Annotated in this window: 12 protein-coding genes; 8 read left to right on the top strand and 4 right to left on the bottom strand. The window is 73.5% G+C overall.

Annotated features, from left to right (window positions below):
- Positions 1-3: 3 nt before the first annotated feature.
- A complete protein-coding gene (locus tag HHX37_RS26870; RefSeq protein WP_182887226.1) occupies positions 4-1308 on the top strand; it encodes an amidohydrolase family protein in 1305 nt (434 codons plus the stop codon).
- A 50-nt stretch (positions 1309-1358) separates the two neighbouring features.
- Here HHX37_RS26870 and HHX37_RS26865 read toward each other — a convergent pair whose 3' ends face one another.
- Entirely contained in the window at positions 1359-2261 is a 903-nt protein-coding gene (locus HHX37_RS26865; protein ID WP_182887225.1) for a hypothetical protein, read from the bottom strand.
- 767 nt (positions 2262-3028) lie between these two features.
- On the opposite strand from HHX37_RS26865, the gene HHX37_RS26860 reads away from it, so the two are divergent.
- The 6 genes from HHX37_RS26860 to HHX37_RS26835 all read left to right on the top strand — a co-directional run bounded on the left by HHX37_RS26860 (position 3029) and on the right by HHX37_RS26835 (position 14161).
- Positions 3029-5362 carry a beta-L-arabinofuranosidase domain-containing protein gene (locus HHX37_RS26860; protein ID WP_182873487.1) on the top strand — a complete coding sequence of 778 codons (2334 nt, stop codon included), beginning with the start codon at positions 3029-3031 and terminating at the stop codon, positions 5360-5362.
- A gap of 168 nt (positions 5363-5530) precedes the next feature.
- A complete protein-coding gene (locus HHX37_RS26855) occupies positions 5531-8848 on the top strand; it encodes a BTAD domain-containing putative transcriptional regulator (protein WP_182887224.1) in 3318 nt (1105 codons plus the stop codon).
- Positions 8849-8914: 66 nt separating this feature from the next.
- Positions 8915-9571 carry a hemerythrin domain-containing protein gene (locus tag HHX37_RS26850; protein WP_182887223.1) on the top strand — a complete coding sequence of 219 codons (657 nt, stop codon included), beginning with the start codon at positions 8915-8917 and terminating at the stop codon, positions 9569-9571.
- 89 nt (positions 9572-9660) lie between these two features.
- Entirely contained in the window at positions 9661-12999 is a 3339-nt protein-coding gene (locus HHX37_RS26845; protein ID WP_182887222.1) for a BTAD domain-containing putative transcriptional regulator, read from the top strand.
- A 53-nt stretch (positions 13000-13052) separates the two neighbouring features.
- Positions 13053-13691 (top strand): hemerythrin domain-containing protein, encoded by a 639-nt coding sequence (locus HHX37_RS26840; RefSeq protein WP_259406790.1) that lies wholly within the window; start codon positions 13053-13055, stop codon positions 13689-13691.
- A 5-nt stretch (positions 13692-13696) separates the two neighbouring features.
- On the top strand, positions 13697-14161 hold the full coding sequence (locus HHX37_RS26835; protein WP_111698700.1) for a nitroreductase/quinone reductase family protein: 465 nt from the start codon (positions 13697-13699) through the stop codon (positions 14159-14161).
- A gap of 134 nt (positions 14162-14295) precedes the next feature.
- Here the strand turns inward: HHX37_RS26835 and HHX37_RS26830 are convergent, their stop codons facing one another.
- Positions 14296-16134, bottom strand: a complete 1839-nt coding sequence (locus HHX37_RS26830; protein ID WP_310740555.1) for an MFS transporter — start codon at positions 16132-16134, stop codon at positions 14296-14298.
- Positions 16135-16274: 140 nt separating this feature from the next.
- Entirely contained in the window at positions 16275-16874 is a 600-nt protein-coding gene (locus HHX37_RS26825; RefSeq protein ID WP_182873491.1) for a TetR family transcriptional regulator, read from the bottom strand.
- Positions 16875-17036: 162 nt separating this feature from the next.
- Here HHX37_RS26825 and HHX37_RS26820 point away from each other — a divergent pair, with 162 nt between their 5' ends.
- Positions 17037-18458, top strand: coding sequence for a serine/threonine-protein kinase (locus HHX37_RS26820; RefSeq protein ID WP_220503169.1), 1422 nt, complete (start codon positions 17037-17039; stop codon positions 18456-18458).
- Positions 18459-18567: 109 nt separating this feature from the next.
- Here HHX37_RS26820 and HHX37_RS26815 read toward each other — a convergent pair whose 3' ends face one another.
- A complete protein-coding gene (locus HHX37_RS26815; RefSeq protein ID WP_182887221.1) occupies positions 18568-20238 on the bottom strand; it encodes a WS/DGAT/MGAT family O-acyltransferase in 1671 nt (556 codons plus the stop codon).
- Positions 20239-20436: the final 198 nt, after the last annotated feature.

The raw sequence follows: 20436 nt of genomic DNA, 5'->3' as shown, positions 1-20436 counted from the left end.
AGGATGCCTCTCAACACCGACCTGGTGGTCACCGGCGGGCACGTGCTCAGCATGGACCCGGCCGTGCCGGACGGGCCCGCCGACGTCGTCGTCCGGGACGGCGTGATCGTCTCGGTGGGGCCCGCCGCGGAGATCTCCCCGCGGGCCCGCGTCGTGGACGCCACCGGCTGCGTCGTGCTGCCGGGGCTGATCGACACCCACCGTCACACCTGGCAGTCGGCGCTGCGCCACATCGGCCTGGACTGGAGCCTGACCGACTACCTCGGCGCGGCGTTCCTCGGGCTCGGCCCGAACTTCCGGCCCGAGGACGTCTACGCGGGCACCCTGATCGGCGCACTCGGCGCGCTGGATTCCGGGATCACCACCCTGGTCGACTGGTCCCACATCCAGAACACCCCCGAGCACGGCGACGCCGCCGTCGCCGCACTGCGCGACAGCGGGATCCGGGGCGTGTTCGCGTACGGCTGGCCGCAGACGGACGCGCTGAGCTGGGTGGGCGAGCACAGCGACGCGGAGTTGCCCGCCGACGTGCGCCGGATCAGGGACGTGCTCCACGACGACGCCGCCCGCGTGACGATGGCCCTGGCGGCGCGCGGGCCCGAGATGTCGGCCCCCACCGCCACCAGGCGCGACCTGCTGCTCGCGCGGGAGCTCGGTCTTCGGGTCACCATGCACGTCGGCAGGGCGGGCAGCGTCGGGCACCTGGACGAGGAGGGCCTGCTCGACGAGACGGTCACCCTGGTCCACGCGAGCGCCGTCGGCGACGACGAGCTGAAGCTCGCCGCCGACGCGGGCGCCACCGCGAGCGTGGCGCCGTTCATCGAGACGACCATGTCCGGGCTCGGCTCGCCCGCCACCGGCCGCCTCCTGCGGGCGGGCGTCGTCACGGGCCTCGGCGCCGACACCGAGATCGCCACCTCGGGGGACATGTTCACGCAGATGCGGGCCGCGCTGGCCCACCACCGCTTCACCGAGGACGGCGCACCGCTGACCGCGGGACGCCTGCTGCGGATGGCCACCGCCGACGGCGCGGCGGTGGCCGGTCTCGGGGCGGTCACCGGCAGCCTCACCCCCGGCAGGCGGGCCGACCTCGTGGTGGTCGACACCGGCACCCCCGCCATGGCTCCGGTGCTCGACCCCCTCGCCTCCGTCGTGATCGCCGCGCACCCCGGGCTGGTCCGTACGGTGGTGTGCGACGGCGTGCTCGTCAAGCACGACGGAGTGCTCACGGGGCCGGTCGCGCGGGCCCGGGAGGCCGCGGCCGAGAGCCTCGCCCACCTGCGCCGCGCCGTGCCCGGTCTGCTGTGAGCACCGGAGCCCCTCCGCCGGGGCATGCGGAGGGGCTCCGGGCCGGGGGATCAGCCGGGTGGGAGGTTGCCGTTCTTGGCGACCGGCAGGGCCACCTGGTCGGCACCGAGGAGAGTGGCCTGCTCGGCCGGGAGACCGGCGAGGACGGGGTCGATGTGCCGCAGGCTCAGCGAGACCGAGGTGGGCAGCGCCGGGGTGATCGCGTCGAACTTCTCCAGGTCGATCCACCGCACGATGTCGAGCACCGCGCTCGGGATGCTGTCACCGGCCTTCTGCACGGGGACGCACAGCTGCCGGGCGTAGAGGATCTGCGCTTTGTGCGTGGGAATCTGCGACGTGAGGACGGGATTGAGCTGACGCAGGGACACCGTCTGGTTCAGCGCGGTGTTGGGGGTGATCCCGTAGCACTTGAGGTCGATGTAACGGACGAGCTGCAGCACGTCGGCGGGCGGGATCACGTTGTTCTTCACGACCGGCACGCACAACTGTTGCGGCGTGTTCATGGAGATCTGCGTGCGCGGCAGATTCTGGAACAGCGGATTGAGGTGGCTGAGCACGAGGCCCGTGTTCACCGTGATGCCGGAGATCTTGTAGCAGGACAGGTCGATGTACTTGATGAAGTCGATCGCGGGGGACGGCGGCTCCTGCGTGTTCTTCGCGACCGGTACGCACAGTTGCTCACGCTGGCCCAGGGTGACGGTCTCGACCGGCAGGTTCATGAGCACGGGATTGAGGTGCCGCACCGTGAGCTGGACGCCCGGCGGCTGGTAGGCGCTGGTCCGGTAGCACTCGAGGTCGAGGTAGGCGGTCAGGCCCTTCGGCGTCGGCAGCGTGGCGGCGCCGGCGTGCGGCACGCCGAGGAACACCACGGCGAGCGCCGCGAGCACGATCGACGCGAAACGCCGGAACGTCGTTTTTCCGCGTCCGGGAATTCGGATTACGGCTCGGTCCACTGCGGCTCCAGAGATTGGGAGAGGAATTGTTGCCTGGAGTGTGTGCCGCCGTGACCGGTCTTACAATGTCGCCGAAGTCGTGGCGGAAATCCGGCCGATGAACCGGGAACGCGACATCTGCCGGTAAGACGCCGTTCAGCCGCCGTAAGACGGTTTGCGGCCCGATCAGCCGGAGACGCGGCCGTTCCAAGGCGTCCCGCGCCCGGCCAGGAAATTCCGCAGGTGCCCGGCGAGGAACGGGAAATCATGCCGCCGAAATGCCGGTGAAAAGCACGCGGGGAAATGCCGGCCGCGATTCGTTTCGGCCGGCACAATCAGCGGCCGGGCCGCCCGGACCGCCCGGGCCCGGAAAAGGATTGCCCGCCGAAGGGTCACCCGTGAAACTTTCAGGGCCGCCCGGCGAGGACGGGGCCGGGGCGCCCGGCGGGACATCTCGACGTCGGCCGGGTCGTACCCGGTTGGGAAAAGGGTTGCCCACCGGGCCTGGGCCAAACCGTGAAACTTTCAGCGCCGCCCCGCCGCGACGAGGCGGAGACGCCCGGCAGGCGCTCCACACCCGTCCGCGCCTGGTCCCGGGATTGACAGATCCTCACGGCGTCATGTTGGCTCCCAGCCACCACCACCAGAACCCGACAGAGGGGCTGTCCGGGCCTTTGTGTTAGCGCTAACACCCTCCTCCGCAGACCCTTGTGATCGATTCGCGGCGGTGGATGTCGTCGCTCACCGAGAATCGCCGGCCGCCCCTCTCGTGACCTCCAGGAGGCCTCATGCCGTCCCCGTCGCTCAGCCGCCGGCAACTGCTGCAGGCGGCCGGTGTCGCCGTAGTCGCGTCCACCGCCGGCGGGGTCGCCGGCGCCTCGGCGGCGGCCGCCGCGGTCGCGCCGGCCCGGCCCGACATCGGCGTCTCGGCGTACCCCTTCGAGCTGGGCCAGGTGCGGCTGACGACGAGCCGCTGGCTGGACAACCAGAACCGCACGCTCTCCTATCTCAAGTACGTCGACGTCAACCGGCTGCTGTACAACTTCCGGGCCAACCACAGGCTGTCCACCAACGGCGCCTCCTCCAACGGCGGGTGGGACGCCCCGTCGTTCCCGTTCCGCACCCATGTGCAGGGCCACTTCCTCACCGCGTGGGCCCAGGCGTACGCCGTGCTCGGCGACACCACCTGCCGGGACAAGGCCACCACCATGGTCGCCGAACTGGCCAAGTGCCAGGCGAACAACGGCGCCGCCGGGTTCAACACCGGATACCTGTCCGGCTTCCCCGAGTCGGACTTCACCGCCCTGGAAGCCCGCACGCTGAGCAACGGCAACGTCCCGTACTACTGCGTCCACAAGACGCTGACCGGCCTGCTCGACGTGTGGCGCCTCATCGGCAGCACCCAGGCGCGCGACGTGCTGCTGGCGTTCGCCGGCTGGGTCGACTGGCGGACGAGCAGGCTGAGCAGCAGCCAGATGCAGAACATGCTGGGCACCGAGTTCGGCGGCATGAACGCGGTGCTGACCGACATCTACCAGCAGACGGGCGACGCGCGGTGGCTCACCGTCGCGCAGCGGTTCGACCACGCCGCCGTGTTCAACCCCCTGGCCTCGAACCAGGACCAGCTGAACGGCCTGCACGCCAACACCCAGGTGCCCAAGTGGATCGGCGCGGCCCGGGAGTACAAGGCCACCGGCACGACCCGCTACCGCGACATCGCCGTGAACGCCTGGAACATCACCGTCGGCGCGCACACCTACGCGATCGGCGGCAACAGCCAGGCCGAGCACTTCCGGGCGCCCAACGCGATCGCCGGTTATCTCACCAACGACACCTGCGAGCACTGCAACAGCGTCAACATGCTCAACCTGACCCGCGAACTGTGGCTGCTCAACCCCGACCGGGTCGCGTACGCGGACTTCTACGAGCAGGCGCTGCTCAACCACGTCATCGGCGCGCAGAACCCGGGCGACAGCCACGGGCACGTCACCTACTTCACCCCGCTCAAGCCGGGCGGCCGCCGCGGGGTGGGCCCGGCGTGGGGCGGCGGCACGTGGAGCACCGACTACAACTCGTTCTGGTGCTGCCAGGGGACGGGGGTGGAGGTCAACACGAGGCTGATGGACTCCATCTACTTCTACAACGGCACCACGCTGACGGTGAACATGTTCATGCCGTCGACGCTGAACTGGACCCAGCGCGGCATCACGGTCACCCAGACGACGTCGTACCCCGCGAGCGACACCACGACGCTGCAGGTCACCGGTAGCATGAGCGGCTCGTGGTCGATGCGGATCCGCATCCCCGCCTGGACGTCGGGCGCCACGATCAGCGTGAACGGCACGCAGCAGAGCGTGGACACCACGCCCGGCACCTACGCCGTCGTCACCCGGTCGTGGACGTCCGGCGACACCGTCACGGTGCGCCTGCCCATGCGCGTGGTCATGAAGGCCGCCAACGACAACTCGAACGTCGCGGCGGTCACGTACGGTCCTGTCGTGCTGTCCGGCAACTACGGCAACACCTCGCTGACGGCGCTGCCCTCGCTGAACACCGGGTCGATCACCCGGACCAGCACCACGGCGCTCGCCTTCACCGCGACGGCCAACGGCTCGACGGTGAACCTGGGCCCGTTCTACGACGCGCACGGCTACAACTACACGGTCTACTGGAACACCAGCGGGCAGGGCAACGGCGGGACGGGAAGCTACCGGCTGGTCAACGCGGCCAGCGGCCTGGTCCTCGGCATCCAGAACATGTCCACGGCGGACGGCGGTCTCGCGCTGCAGTGGACCGACAACGGCACCGCGGACCACAACTGGGTGATGGTGACCGACGGCAACGCCGTGCGGTTCCGCAACGTCAACAGCGGCAAGGTGCTGGGCGTGGAGAACATGTCCACCACTGACGGCGCCCGCGTCCTGCAGTGGTCCGACAACGGCACCGCCGACCACCGGTGGACTCTGGTCGACAACGGCGACGGAACCTACAAGATCCGCAACGTGAACAGCGGCAAGCTGCTCGCCATCCAGAACAATTCCACCGCCAACGGCGCCCAGGCCGTCCAGGACTCCGACAACGGAACCGCCGACAACCGGTGGCGACTGGTGGCCAACAACTAGAACCCGACCGGCAGGCCGTTGCCGGGGCGTGCGGAACCCCCGGCAACGGCGGCCTGGTGGTCCAGTGGGCCGGCACCGGCGCGCGACCGGCTCCGGCAGTCCGGGCAGGACCCGCGGGGCCACCGGGACGCCACGATCAGGACGCGGTGATCGTGGCACAATCCCGGCATGCCAGTCATGTTTCGGGTGCTCGGCCCGGTCGAGGCGTACGTCGACGGCGTTCCCGTCGACCTCGGCGGGCCGCGGCCCCGGCTGCTGATGGCGCGCCTGCTGATCGCCGGGGGCGCCACGGTGTCGGTGGACGCGATCCTCGACGACCTGTACGACGGCGCCCCTCCGCCGCGCGCCCTGAGCACCCTGCACAGTTACGTCTCCGTCCTGCGCCGGGTGCTCGAACCGGGGCGCGCGCCCCGCACCCCGTCGTCGGTCCTGATCAGCCGCCCGCCCGGGTACGCCCTCGGCCCGCACGAGGTGGACGCCGAGGAGTTCCTGCGGCTGGCCAGGGCCGGCGAGCCCGAACGCGCGCTCGCCCTCTGGCGCGGCACGCCGTACGAGGAGTTCGGCGACGTTCCCTGGCTCCGGCCGGAGATCGAGCGGCTGGCCGAGGCCCGCCTGGTGACCCGGGAGCGGCTGCTGGGAGGGCGGGTCGGCGACCCGCACGTGGTGGGCGAGCTGGAGGCCCTGGTGGCCGAGCATCCCCTCCGGGAGGGGCTGTGGGAGCTGCTCGCCCGCACGCTCTACGCGCTCGGACGGCAGGCGGACGCGCTGGAGGCGCTGCGTTCCGCCCGCGCCCGGCTGGCCGGGGAACTCGGCCTCGATCCCGGCCCCGCACTGCGGCGGCTGGAGGAGGCGATCCTCACCCAGGACCCCGCCCTGGACCGGGCCGCGATCGCTCCCCGGACTCTGGTACGACCCGCCGCCGTACGGGCCGAATCAGTCCCCGGCGGCGGGCACGCGGAGGGGTCTTCGCCGGAGCGGCGGCATGTCGGCCGGGCGAGCCAGCTCGACCGGCTGACCGGCCTGGCGCACGACGTGGCCCGGGGGGTGACGCGCGGGCCGGCACTCGCGGTGGTCTCGGGCGAGGCGGGGATCGGCAAGACGTGGCTCGCGGAGGCGTTCGCGGAGCGGCTGGCCGCCGACGGCTGGCAGGTCGCCTGGGGCCGGTGCCACGAGACCTCGGGCGCCCCCGCCCTGTGGCCCTGGCAGCAGGTCGTCCGGGACCTCGGCGAGCGGGTGCCGCCGCCGGCGGCGTGGGCCGCCTCCCTGCGGGTGCTGCTCGGCGGCTCCCCCGGCGGCCCTGCGGGCGGCTCCGCCGCGCCGGACGCTCCCCCCGCCGAGGCGGGCGAGGCCCGGTTCCTGCTGCACCAGGCCACGGCGGCGTACCTGGAGACCGTCGCCGCCGGCCGCCCGCTCCTCGTCGTGATCGAGGACCTCCAGTGGGCCGACGCGGCCTCACTGGGCCTGCTGTCGGACCTCGCGCCGCTGCTGCGCGGCGCGATCGCGATCGTGGTCACCGTGCGCTCCGGAGAGGGCTCCCCCGCCGTGCACGACACGCTCGGCCTCCTCGGGCGGCACGACGCCCTCCGCCTCCCGCTGGCGGGGCTCGACCCCGCCGCCGTGGCGGAGCTGTCGGGCCTGCGCGACCCGGCGAGCGTCGCGGCGCTCGCCGAGCGCACCCGGGGCAACCCGCTGTTCGTCCGCGAGACCCTCCGCCTGGCCGAGGACCAGGGCCTCGAACGGGCGCTCACCGGAGTGCCCGAAGGGCTGGCCGACGTGCTGCGCCGCCGCCTGCTGAACCTGCCCGCCCCGTTCCGTCCCGCCGTCGACGCCGCGGCGGTGCTCGGCACGGGCGCGGACCGGTCGCTGCTCGCCGAGGTCGCCGGGATGAGCGCCGGGACGGAGGTCGACGAGGCGCTCGACGCCGCGACCGCCATGCGCATCCTCGGCGAGGACCTGCGGTTCACCCACGACCTGGTCAGGGAGACGGTCTACGCCGACATCCCGCTCCGCGGCCGGGCCGCTCTGCACCTGGCCGCGCTGCGGGCGCTGGAACGGCGGCCGGGGTCGGATCTCGCGCTGCTGGCCCGGCACGCGCTGGCGGCGGGTCCGGAGGCCGCGGCGGACGCGGTGCGCTGGGCGTCGGCCACGGCGCGGCAGGCCGCCGGCCGGTACGCCCACGAGGACGCGGCGCAGTGGTGGCGCCGGGCGGTCGAGGCGCACGGGACGCTTCCCGGCGCCGACCCGCGCGAGCACGTCGAACTGCTGCTGGAGCTGGTGCGGGCGCAGCTCGCCGCCGGTGACGGCTTCGCGGCCCGGCAGACCCGGGCGGAGGCGGTGCTCGCGGCCGACAGGTCGGGCGGCCCGCTCCTCACCGCACGGGCGCTGACCAGCCTGGACGCTCCCGGACTGTGGAAGTTCTACACCTACGGCGACGTCGAGTTGCACACCGTGCGGCGGATCGAGGAGGCCCTCGCCGCGCTGCCGGACGAGGATTCAGAGCTGCGCTGCCGTCTGCTCGGCTGTCTGGGAATGGAACGTTACGACGGCTCGGCCGACCCCCGCTGCGACACCGCCACGGCCGAGGCGCTGGCGATGGCCCGCCGTCTCACCGCCTCGGGGAAGGCCGGCCCGGGACTGCTCGCCGTCACGCTGAACGCCCGCTATCTGGGCGTCCAGCTCCCCGAGCACATGCCGGAGCTCGACGCGATCGGCGAGGAGCTCACCCGGCTCGGCCTGCCCGGGTTCGAGCTGCTCGGCCACATGATCAGGGAGCGGACCCGGTTGGAGCTGTTCGACGTGGCGGGCGCCGACCGGGCCGCCGAGCGGGCGGGCGTGCTGGTGGAGCGGCTCGATCTCCCCTGGCCCCGGTTCCAGCACCTCATCTGGACCGGCACCCGGCGTCTGCTCGACGGCGACTTCGAGGGCGCGGCGAACGCGTACGCCACGGCGGCAGAGGCCGGCGAACGGCTCAACCTGTGGCACACCGCCACCGCGCTCTCCACGGCGCTGTTGACCCGGCACCTCATGATGCGGGACCTCGACGGTGCCGAGGAACTGCTGGAACGGCACTCTCCCTTCCCCGCGCACCGGCAGATCGCCGGCGTGCTCCTCGGCGACTGGCGGGGCGACCGCGGGCCGGCCCTGGCGGCCCGCGAGCAGGGCTGGCGCCCGGTGCCGCGCGACTTCGGCGAACTGACGAGCCTGTGCCTGCTGGGCGAGGCCCAGATCGTGGCGGGCGACCACGGCGCGTGCGCGCACACCTACCGCAGGCTCCTGCCGTACGAGGACAGGATCGCCCTCGGGGCGGGGACGTTCTGCGCCGGGCCGGTCGGCTACTTCCTGGGGCGGCTCGCCCACCTCGGCCGGGCGGCCGGCCCGGAGACCGCGCGGGCGCATCTGGAGACCGCCGCGAAGCGCTGCGCGACGTCCGGACTGACCTGGTGGGCCGCCAAGATCACCCGCGAGCGCGACGCCGTACCCGGGTGACCGCGGAAAAGCGGGCCACAAGCGGGCGTTGAGTCGCTATAAAGGCGCCTCGCGCATGGTGGGGTCATGACAACACCGGAGACACCCACGCAGACCCGGCGCCGCTCGGGTGAGCCCGCCCCCGACCTCGTCGCCTTCCTCCTCTTCCACGCCGGGCTGCGGCGCGAGTTCGCCCGGCTGGCCGACGCCCTCGACCGCTGCGACCCCCGCGACGAGCGGCGCCGCGCGGTCGCCGACGAGCACCTCGCGCTGCTGCTGCGCGTCCTGCACCACCACCACACCGAGGAGGACGAGGCGATCTGGCCGCTCCTGCGCGGCCTGGTCCCGGAGGCCGCGCCCGTGCTCGACCGGCTGGAGGCCGACCACCAGGAGATGGACGCCGTGATCGGACGCCTGTCGGCCGGCGGGCGGCCGGCCCGCGAGGTCACCACCGACCTGCGCGCGCTGGACCGGCTCCTGAACACCCACCTCGACCTGGAGGAGTCCGAGGTCGTCCCGCTGATCAGGGAGCACGTCAGCGCCGCCTGGTGGGAGGCGTCCGCCAAGAAGGTCGTCAAGAGCCACGGCCGCGACCTGCCGATGCTCGCCGCCTGGCTCCTCGACACGGCGACGCCCGCCGATCGCGACCACATCCTCACCACCGCTCCGGCCGTCATGCGGATCCTCTACCGCCTCTCCTGGCGCCGCGCCTACGAGCGCCGGATGTCCCAGGTGTACGGCTGACGGGGTACGGCTGACGGGTGTACGGCCGACCGGCCCGGCACCGCCGGAGACTGGGCCGGGCGTGGGAACGGTCCTATGCTCTCCTGACGATGGTGCGCTTATGGGTGCTCGGCCGGTTCCGGGCCGAGGTCGAAGGACGTCCGGTCGATCTGGGGCCGCCGCTCCAGCGAGCGGTGATCGCGAGGCTGGTCTGCGCCGGCGGGCACGTGGTGTCGACGGACCGGTTCATCGAGGACCTGTGGCAGGGCCAGCCCCCGCCGAAGGCTCTGGGGGCGTTGCAGGTGTACGTCTCCAACCTCCGCCGGCTCCTCGAACCGGGCCGGGCGCCGCGCACCCCGGCGGGCGTCCTGGTGACCGCCCCGCCCGGCTACCTGCTGCAACTCGACGCCGGCGCCGTCGACGCGTGGCGGTTCCCGGCGCTGGTCGACGCGGCGGCGGACCTGCTCGGCCGGGGCGAGCCCGGCGAGGCGCTGCGCGCGACCGACGAGGCCCTGTCCCTGTGGAAGGGGCCCGCCTTCGCCGAGTTCGCCGACCAGGACTGGGCGGTCCCCGAGGCGTCGCGGCTGGAGGAGCTGAGGATCACAGCCGTGGAGTACCGCGCGGAGGCGGGGCTGGCGCTCGGCAGGCACGCGGAGATCGCGCCCGAGCTGGAGCGCCACGTCGTCGGCAACCCGTTGCGGGAGAACGCGGTGCGGCTGCTGGCCCTCGCCTACTACCGCTCGGGGCGGCAGGCCGACGCGCTGGCGGCGTTGCGCCGCACCCGGAACCTGCTCGCCGAGGAGCTGGGCGTCGACCCGGGCCCGGCCCTGAAGACGCTCGAAGCGGACATCCTCGCGCACAGCGACACCCTCGGCGCGTCAGGGGCCGCCGCCGCGGTCGTCGTTCCCGCCCGCGCGGCGGCCGGCGCGCCTCCAGCCCCGGCCGCTCCACCACCCGCCCGGATGATCGGCCGTACGGCGGAGCTCGCCCGGCTGGTCTCCGCCGCGGAACAGGCCGCGCGCGGGTTCCGGGTGGCCTGGCTCGGCGGCGATCCCGGCGCGGGCAAGAGCACGCTGGCCGACGCCCTGCTCCGCCACGCGGGCGACGAGGGCCTGCGCACCGCGGTCGGCCGGTGCCCCGAGACGCTCGGCGGCGTGCCGCCCGCGTGGGCCTGGAGCGAGATCCTGCGCGGCCTGTTCGCCGCGCATCCCCCGGCCCCCGGCGTCGAGGCGCGGCTCGCTCCGCTGCTGCGGGAGGGCTCCTCCGGCCCCGGCCAGTTCTGGCTGGCGCAGGCCGTAGGCGACTATCTGGAGAGCGTGCCGGGGCCGCTGCTGCTCGTGCTGGAGGACGTGCATCGCGCCGACGACGCGACGCTGGAGATCCTGCGGCACCTGGCGGCCCGGCTGGCGCGGACCCCGATCCTGGTGGTCCTGACGCTCCGCCCCGCCGAGGCGGGCGACGACCTGGTCGCGGCGCGGGCCGCCCTGGCCGTGCGGACGGCCGAGAACGTCACCCTCCAGGGGCTCGGCGAGGACGACGTCCGGCGGCTGCTGGCGGACCGCTCGGGTGTGGAGGTGGACGCCGCCGTCGCCCGCACGGTCGCCGAACGGACCGGCGGCAATCCGCTGTTCGTGGCCGAGACCGCCCGGCTGCTCGCGACCGAGGGGGCGTCGGCGGCCCGGTCGCTGCCGCCCGGGGTGCGCGACCTCATCCGCAGGCGGGTCGCCCGCCTCCCCGCGACGGCCCGCACGGCCCTGCGCAACGCCGCCCTGATGGGCCGGGACGCGGACGTCGACGTGCTGGTCGCCGTCCAGGACGCCGACGAGGAGACCGTGCTCGACGGCCTCGAGGCGGGGGTGCTCGCCGGGCTGCTCACCGAGCCGGGTCCCGGCACGGTCCGCTTCACGCACGTCCTCGTCCGCGAGACGCTGTACGAGGACATCCCCCGGCTGCGCCGTACGCGGCTGCACGCGAGGGTCCTCGCCGCGCTGGAACGGCTGCGCCCCGGTGACGTCGGCGCGCTCGGGTACCACGCGCTGGCCGCCGCCACGGCGGCCACCGCCCGCGAGGCGGCGCGGTACGCGCGCCGAGCGGCCGAGCAGGCGTCCGCCGTGTACGCCCACAGGGAGGCCGCCACCCTGCTGGAGGGCGCCCTCGACGCCCTGGACCTCGCCCGGGGCGGGGCGGCCGAGCCCGCGGACGACGTCCGGCTCGACCTGCTGTGCCGCCTGGTCTCCGCCCAGGCGAGCGCGGGCGACGTCATCCGGGCGACGGCCACCCGCGGACGCGCCCTGGCGGTGGCCAGGCGGCTCGGCGACCTCGGGGCCCTCGCCCGCGCGGCGACCGCGCTCGACGCTCCCATGATCTGGCAGAACGACCCGGTGCTCGACGTCGACGTCGTGGAGGTGATCCGCGCCTGCCTGCCCACCGCGACGGGCGAGCTGCGGTGCCGGCTGCTCGCGGCCCTGGCGCAGGAGATGGGCGGCCACGACGAGGAGGTGGTCGACAGGGCGAGCGCCGAGGCCGTCGAGATCGCCCGCGGCATCGGCGACCCCCGCCTGCTGTGCCTGGCGCTCGGCGCTCGCTACTGGTCGCTCTTCGTGCCGGGGCGCCGCGACGAGCTGGAGCCGCTCGGGCAGGAGTTGCTGGAGGTCTCCGCCCGCGCCGGGCTGCTCGGCTACCAGACGGTCGGTCACCACGCGCTGTGCATGGTCGCGCTCGGGCGCAACGACTGGGCCACGGCGGAGTGGCACACCGGGCGGGCGGTGGAGTACTCCACCAGCGGCCAGCTGGGCCTGGTCCTGGCCACCATCGCGTTCCTCGACGCCCTCCGCCTGCTGGTCAAGGGGGAGTTCGAGCAGGCCGAGTCGGCCTACACGGTCCTGTCCGACCGGATGGGCGAGGCGGGCGGAGCCAACGCCGCGGTCTTCGGCAGCCTGGCCCGCTTCGCCGTACGCCTCGCCTGCGGCCGGGCGCACGAGTCGGTGGCCGAGCTCGCCGCCGCCCGCGACCAGATCCCCGGGGAGGTCGACGAGTTCTACGTCAGCGCACTGGTGGCCGCCGGGCGCCTGGAGGAGGCCCGGGCCGCCTGGCCGGTGGATCGGCCGCCCACCCGCTGGGTCTATCACACGATCAACGTGGCGCTCCGCGCCGGCACCGCGATCGCCCTCGGCGCCCGGGAGGTGGCCGGGGAGTGCCACCGCCTTCTCCTCCCGTTCCGGGAGGAGATGATCGGCCTGAACACCGTGGCGATCACACTCGGCCCCTGCGGGCTCGTGCTCGGGCGGCTGGCGGAGTTCCTGGGCGACCCCGCCGAGGCGGCCGAGCACTACGCCACGGCCGTCAAGGTCGCGGAACGACTGGGGTCGCCGCACTGGCGCGAGGAGGCGCTGCGGGCGCTCGGCACGCTGAGGCCGAACCCGCCAAGTGGCCGCCAAACCACCGTTTAGCGGCCGGGGCCACCGTGGTTCCGCGACAGATTCGGACATCACGGAGGCTCACCTTGGACACCCCCGATCTCACCGGGATCCGCATCATCCATCGCGCCATGCGCGGCGACCTGCACCGGCTCCGCGCCGTGGCCGAGGACCTCGACGCGGGGCGCCGGCGGGCGGACGCCGCCCGCGCCACGGCCCTCGCCCGCTACGCGGAGGACGTCTGCGCGGCGATCCACCATCACCACAGCAGGGAGGACGAGATCGTCTGGCCGGTCATCGAACGGTCGGCGGGCGCCGCCGTGGACCTCGCCGACCTGTCCGACGACCACTCCGAGCTCGACCCGCTGCTCGAACGGGTCCGCGTGGCGGCGCGGGCCTTCGCCGGCACCGGGGGCGCCGGGGGCGCCACCGAGCTGGCGGCCGCGCTCCGGACGCTCTCCGACCTCATCGACGAGCACATCGAGGAGGAGGAGCGGAGGATCTTCCCGGTCATCGAGAAGTACGTCGCGGCGGCCGACTGGAAGGCGATGGAGAAGTCGCTCAGGGGCGGCGACCCGCGTTTCGAGCTCGCCTGGGCCGACCGGTACGCGACCCCGGACGAGATGGCGCACATTCGCCGGCTCGCCGGACCGGTCCTCAGTCTGCTGCTGATCCTGGTGCGCCCCGGCCAACGGCGCCGCCAGCGGCTCGTCTTCGGGAGCTGAGCGCGATGGCCAGGCGATCCCGCCTGTTCAACAGGGTCATCCGGGGCATCTGCGACTGGCAGGTGCGCACCTACCGCCGGACCGGCGGGCGCAGGCCCGCCACGATGCGCGGCATCCCCGTCCTGCTCCTCACGACCCGGGGCCGCAGAACCGGCCTGCTCCGCACGCGGCCGGTCGGGTACGGCAGGGACGGCCGCCGGTTCGTCGTGATCGCCTCGAACGGCGGCGACGACGCGACTCCCGCCTGGTGGCTCAACCTCCGCGACGATCCCGTGGCCGAGCTGGAGGTGGGCGGCCCCGGCGGGCTCAGCGTGGTCAAGGTGCGCGCGAGCGAGGCCGTCGGCGAGGAGTACGACCGCCTGTGGCGGATGATGAGCCGGCGCCACCCCGTCTACCTCAGGTATGTGGAGATGACCCGGCGCCGCATCCCCGTCGTGGTGCTCGAACCGTTCGACGCCCCGCCTCCGTGATCTCCACGGAGGCGGGATCCGCCCGGCGGATGCCACGAGCGAGCCGGAGGGGCGCGCCCCGATGGCCGAGCGGGAGGCAGCACGGGCCGGGCGCGGGGGCGTGCCCGGCCCCCGCGCGCGGCCCCGCACGCGCGTCAGGGCCGGGGCCCCCGCGCGTCCGGGGCCGCCGCCCTGCGAGCGTCGAACTCCTCGTCCGGGACCACCAGCTCGTTGCCGGCCAGCCCGGCCTCGCCGGAGACGGCGGCCAGCTCCGAGCCGAGCGTCTCGGGCGCGGCGGCGTGGTGGCCGCGGCCGAGGTGGCCGGTCAGCAGCGACGACAGCGCGGCCACCAGGCACGCGGCCACGGCGAACCAGAAGGCGATGACCAGGCCCTGGTGGAAGGGGCCCGCGATGAGGTGCGGGAAGAACTCCTTGCCGGTCAGGTGGGCGCCGCCGTCGGGCAGCCGGTCCAGGACACCGCCGAGGAGCTCGCGGAACGGGTTGTAGCCGAGGAACGCCGCGAAAAGCACGGCGATCGGCGGCAACTGCGCGATGCCCTCGGCCTGCGCCGCCGGCACGCCCTGGGCGACGAGCTCGTCGTGCATCGTGTGCGGCAGCGACTGCGCCAGGCCGGCGATCATCAGGCTGAAGAAGACGCCGATCGACAGCACCATCGAGGAGTTCTGGAAGGTCGCGGTCATGCCCGCGCCGACGCCGCGCGACTCCGCCGGGACCGCGTTCATGATCTCCGCCCGGTTGGGCGAGGAGAACAGGCCGGAGCCCACCCCGTTGACGAGGATCAGCAGCGCGAACACGCCGTAGCCGAAGTCGGTCGGCAGGGTCATCAGCGCGTAGAAGCTCGCCGCCGTCACCAGCGCGCCGCCCACGGTGAACATGCGCGGGCCGAACCGGTCCGACAGCCAGCCGGAGACCGGCGCCGACAACAGGAAGCCCACGGTCAGCGGGATCATGTAGATGCCCGCCCACAGGGGCGTCTCCTCGAAGCTGTAGCCGTGCAGCGGCAGCCAGATGCCCTGCAGCCAGATGATCAGCATGAACTGCAGGCCGCCGCGTCCGAGCGCCGTGAGCAGGCTGGCGATGTTGCCGGCGAGGAACGCGCGCTGCCGGAACAGCGTGAGCCGGAACAGCGGCTCGGCCACCCTGGTCTCGATCCAGGCGAACAGCGCGAGCAGCAGCACGCCTCCGGCGAGCGCGGCGATCACCCACGGGTTGCCCCAGCCCATCACACCGGTCCCGTACGGCTGGATGCCGTAGGTGATGCCGACCAGCAGCGAGATCAGGCCGACGGCGAAGGTCGCGTTGCCCCACCAGTCCATCCGCGCCCGGCGCCGCACCCCGTTGTCACGCAGTTTCAGGTACGCCCAGACCGTGCCGAACACCCCGAACGGCACGGAGACCAGGAAGATCGCCTTCCAGTTGACCGGCGCGAGGACACCCCCGACGACCAGGCCGAGGAAGGAGCCCGCGATGGCGGCGATGGAGTTGATGCCGAGCGCGGTGCCGCGCTGGCGGACGGGGAAGGCGTCGGTCAGGATCGCCGTCGAGTTGGCGAACAGCAGCGCGCCGCCGACGCCCTGCACGATTCGCCAGCCGATGAGCCACATGGCCCCGGCGTCGCCGTCCATCCAGGTCAGCGACAGCATGATCGAGCACAGGCTGAAGACCGCGAAACCCAGGTTGTACATGCGGACCCGGCCGAACATGTCGCCCAGGCGGCCGAACATCACGACCAGGACGGCCGTGACGACCATGAAGCCCATCATCATCCACAGCAGGTAACCCGTGTTGCCGGGGTCGAGCGGGTTGAGGTGGATGCCCCGGAAGACGTCCGGGAGGGCGATCAGGACGATGGACTGGTTGATCGTCACCATCAGGACGCCGAGGGTGGTGTTGGACAGCGCGATCCACCTGTACCGCGAGGACGACGCCGGCTGCTGCGGCGCCCCCGCCCGGGACTGGTTCGCTACGGCCACGGACTGGTTCCCCTCCTCGTGTTCCCGCGCGCGTACGGCGGAACAGTTAGTTAGAGGAACTAAATTACCCCCACCGGATGTACTTGATGTTTCCCGGCATGGGCGACATGCGTAACCGGGGTGCGACCCCTACTGTGAGATCAGGCCTTGAGCGCGCCGGCGATGACGTCGACGAGTCCGTCCACGACCGTGTCGCGGTCGAGCCCGGGGTTCTCCAGCCACCAGTCGCCGATCGCCTGGACCATGCCGACGAACGCGTGCCCGAGCACCCGCGCCCGCTCCGGACCGGCCACTCCCGCCTCGGCGAGCACCGTGCCCAGTTCCTCGCCGACGCCGCGCACGATGGCGGCCATCCGCGAGTGGGTGCGGCTGTCCTCCGCGCTCGCCCGGTGGAAGAGGAACCGGTAGAGGTTGGGGTTGGCCGAGATGGTCTCCAGGTAGGCGTCGACCGTGGCCCTGGCCCGTACGCGGGGGTCGGCCACGGCCGAGGCGAACTCCGGGCGCAGCAGGTCGAGCACGACGCGGGTGTGGCGCTCCGCGAGCGCCTGGTAGAGGCCGCTCTTGTCGCCGAAGTGACGGTAGAGGATCGGCTTGGTGATGCCCGCCTCCGCCGCGATCGCGGCCATCGACGCTTGCGGGCCCTCCCGGCGGATCACGCGGTCGGCCGCGTCGAGCAGGTCCCTGCGCCGCTCCGGACTCCGGCCGCGCTCCCCTGTGCCGCCCGCCCTGCCGCCCGTCATGAGGACCAGGATAGGGCGGCCGGTCACGCTCGGGCCGCGTCCTGATCACGAGGCGGACCGGCGGGCGATCACTCCGGTAGTCTGCCGCACGCGGGCTCCGCGGCCGGGCTCCGGCCGGGTCCGGCGGTGCGGGTCTGGAGATGCCGGGTCTGGAGGTGTCGGGTGGGCGAGGCGGGCGGGCCGCTGGTGCCGGGCTACGAGATGCTCGGCATCCTGGGCCAGGGCGGCTTCGGCGTCGTGTATCGGGCCAGGCAGCTGGCGGTGGGCCGGGAGGTCGCGCTCAAGGTCGACAACAGGGTGCTCGTCTCCGACCGCGACCGGCGCAGGTTCATGCGGGAGGTCACCTCCGCCGGGGCGCTGTCGGGCCATCCGCACGTGGCCGACGTGTACGACGCCGGGGTGCTCGGCGACGGCAGGCCGTACATGGTGCTGGAGCTGTGCCCGAACGGGTCGCTCGCCGACCGGCTGCGCGACGGCGGGCCGCTCGGCCCGCGGGAGGTGCGCGACATCGGCGTCCGGATCGCCGACGCGCTGGCCGCCGCCCACGCCCTGGGCGTGCTGCACCGCGACGTCAAGCCCGCCAACATCCTGGTCAACTCGTACGGCATGGTCGCGCTCTCGGACTTCGGGCTGGCCACCATGCCGGGGGCGGGCGGGGCGGTCCCGGGCGAGGTGTCGGTGACGCGTGAGTCGCTCACCCCGGCGTACGCCCCTCCGGAGGCGTTCGACCTGACGGAGCCGACGGCCGCGGGAGACGTGTACTCGCTCGCCGCCACGCTGTACGCCCTGCTGCACGGCAGGCCGCCGCGTTTCCCCGAGCACGGCGTGGTGAACATCGCGGTCGTCATGGCCCTGCACCGGCTGCCCGTCCCCGACATCCCCGGCGTGCCGGCCGCGCTCACCGCCGTCCTGCGCCACGGCATGGCGAGCGATCCGGCCCAGCGGATCAGGACCGCCGCCGGACTGCGCGACGCGCTGTCCGCCCTCGCCCCCGACGGCTCCCCCGGAACCCCCCACTCAGCGAACGCCCACCCGGGCACCGGCCAGAACGGGAGCGGCCACCCCGGAAACGCACAGACCGGAAACCCCTACCCCGGCAACGTCCACCCCGGGATTGCGCAGACCGGGAACAGCCGCATCGGGAGCGCCCGGCCCATGGACGCCCACCCTGGGAACGCGCAGACCGGAGACCCCCACCCCGGGAGCGTTCGCCCTGTGGACGCCCACCCGGGGAACACCCACCCCGGGAACGGGCATCCGGGGGACGGGCGCATGGCCTACGGCGGGCCGGGCCACGTCGCGCCTCCGCACGCGCCGGCCCGCACGCCCACCCAGCCGCCCGGCGCCCGGCCGGGCACCCCGCCGAGGCCGGCGCCACGCGGCCTCCGTCAGGCTCCCACGCTGCCGCCGCGCCCGGCGCCGGGGGTGTCCCGGCAGTCGATGGTGTTCGCGATGGTCGCCGCCGTCTTCGCCCTGCTGCTGGCGGCCGGGCTCGTGGTCCTGCTGCTGGAGGGCGGCCAGGACCCCGGGACCTCCTCGCGCCTCGGCGGCGCTCCCGTCCGGAGCGTCCCGGCGGCGCAGTGAGCGACACCGTGGCCGACGGCGGCGGGCGACGCGCCGGAGCCACGGCCGCGACGGTGCGCGACGGTGCGCGACGGTCGCCGGGAAGGTCTCCCTGCCGGCGTGCGGCGGGTCAGCCGGCCGGTCTCCCGGTCCTGGTGCTCCTGCCGGCCTTCGGGGGCCTCTCGGTCTTCTCGGTGCTCTTCTCGGTGCTCTTCTCGGTGCTCTTCCCGGCGGCCCTCCTGGCGGCCTTCTCAGTGCTCTTCCCGGTGGCCTTCTCCGTGACTTCCTCTGCGGCTTTCCCTGCGGCCTTCTTTCCCCGCCGGCGTGGCTCGGGGGCAGGCGGTTCGGCGGGGCCGGCCATCGCGCCGTATTCGGCGAGCGAGTCCCGCAGGTAGTCGATGAGGTTCCAGACGTCGGGCACCATCTCGCGGTCGGCGACGATGCCGAAGTCGAGCCGGCCGTCGTAGGAGAACACGGTGATGTTCACGCCGCCGCTGACATCCGTGATCACCGACATCGGATGGAGCGCGACGACCCGCGCCCCGCACACGTACAACGGCGACTGCGGCCCCGGCACATTGGAGATCATCAGGTTCATCGCGGGAGCCCGGCGCGAGGCGATCCGGAAGGCCGACCTGGCGGCCAGCGCGCTCAGCGCGGCCGGCATCGCCTGGCTGAACTCCAGGAGCCAGGCCGCCGGCGCGGCGGCGAGCCGTTCCTTGACCAGTCTCATCGAGCGGTTCACCGAGCGCAGCCGCTCGTCCGGGTCGGCCACGTTGGTGGGCAGGGTGGTCATGGTCAGCATGACCTCGTTGGCGGCCGAACCGTTGAACGCCTGACCCCGGGTGGAGACCGGGATCCCGGCCACCAGCGGCTGGCGGGGCAGCTCGTCCCGGCTGGCCAGCCAGCGCCGCAACGCCGTCGCGCACATCGCCATGACGACGTCGTTGACGGTCACGCCGAAGGCGTTCTTGATCCGCTTGACCTCGTCGAGCGGCAGCTCGCCGAAGGCGAAGCGCCGATGCTCCGAGATCGGCCCGGAGAACGGCGTGCGCGGCACCACCGTCCGGGGCAGCTCCGGCAGGTTCACGTCGGTGTCGGAGCCGATGCCCCGGACGAACCGCGAGACCCGCCCCACCCCCGGAAGCTGGGCGACGAACGGCACCTCGTCCAGCCGGGGCACCGCCTCGGCGACGAAGCGCAGCAGGGCCAGCGGGTTGTCCAGCACCCGCGCGACGCCCCTGATCACCATCTCCACCACGTCGGGGGCCCGCTGCGGCTCGGCCGCGTCCCCCGGGGGAGGCGTCTCGGACACCTGCGGCTGGAAGTCCATCAGCGCCGCAAGCACCTCCGCTCCGGTGACCCCGTCCACGGCGGCGTGATGAACCTTCGTGTAGATCGCCGTCCGGCCCTCGGCGAGGCCGTGGATCAGGTAGAGCTCCCACAGCGGCCGCCCCCGGTCGAGCCGCCTCCCGTGCAGCCGGGCGACCTGCTCGGCCAGCTTGTGCTCGTCGCCCGGAGGCGGCAGCGCCAGCTCCCGCACGTGGTAGTCGAAGTCGACCTCCCGGTCCTCCGCCCAGTACGGGTGGTCGAGTCCGAAGGGCACCTCGACCAGCCGCCTGCGCAGCGGCGGCGCGAGGTGGAGCCTCCGCCGGAGCAGCTCGATCAGCTCCTCACGGGCGGGCGCGCCACCCGGCCTGTCCGACGGGTCGAGAATGGTGAGCGCCGCGATGTGCGCGAGATTCGTTGGCGTCTCGAAGTTGAGGAACTGCGCGTCGAAGGCGCTGACTTGCTGTGCCATGTCTACTCACCTGCCCCGAAACGTCCTGGTCCGACCACCGGCGCGACCGGCTGCCGTGCTCCGGCGGTGTCCGATCCGCCGCCCGGCCGGTGCTCGATTCGAGCCTGGTCGGGATGCCCCCTTCTGGAGATTAGTCGGCGGGCGGTCCGATGCGGGCGCGGCCGGTCGGCGCGGCGCCCGCAGCCGGGGTGCGGTGCT

Origin of the sequence: Microbispora sp. H10885 (assembly GCF_014161415.1) — a bacterium.
Taxonomy (GTDB): domain Bacteria; phylum Actinomycetota; class Actinomycetes; order Streptosporangiales; family Streptosporangiaceae; genus Microbispora; species Microbispora triticiradicis.
Note: the sequence above shows the minus strand (reverse complement) of the source record. Positions and strands in the feature narration are given on the sequence as shown.

What these genes read in the sequence shown, in the direction of transcription:
- HHX37_RS26835 (WP_111698700.1), top strand. Translation starts at nt 13,697, where the DNA reads ATGGCCAGGCGATCCCGCCTGTTCAACAGGGTCATCCGGGGCATCTGC.
- HHX37_RS26855 (WP_182887224.1), top strand. Translation starts at nt 5,531, where the DNA reads ATGCCAGTCATGTTTCGGGTGCTCGGCCCGGTCGAGGCGTACGTCGAC.
- HHX37_RS26850 (WP_182887223.1), top strand. Translation starts at nt 8,915, where the DNA reads ATGACAACACCGGAGACACCCACGCAGACCCGGCGCCGCTCGGGTGAG.
- HHX37_RS26825 (WP_182873491.1), bottom strand. Translation starts at nt 16,874, where the DNA reads ATGACGGGCGGCAGGGCGGGCGGCACAGGGGAGCGCGGCCGGAGTCCG.
- HHX37_RS26845 (WP_182887222.1), top strand. Translation starts at nt 9,661, where the DNA reads ATGGTGCGCTTATGGGTGCTCGGCCGGTTCCGGGCCGAGGTCGAAGGA.
- HHX37_RS26860 (WP_182873487.1), top strand. Translation starts at nt 3,029, where the DNA reads ATGCCGTCCCCGTCGCTCAGCCGCCGGCAACTGCTGCAGGCGGCCGGT.
- HHX37_RS26870 (WP_182887226.1), top strand. Translation starts at nt 4, where the DNA reads ATGCCTCTCAACACCGACCTGGTGGTCACCGGCGGGCACGTGCTCAGC.
- HHX37_RS26815 (WP_182887221.1), bottom strand. Translation starts at nt 20,238, where the DNA reads ATGGCACAGCAAGTCAGCGCCTTCGACGCGCAGTTCCTCAACTTCGAG.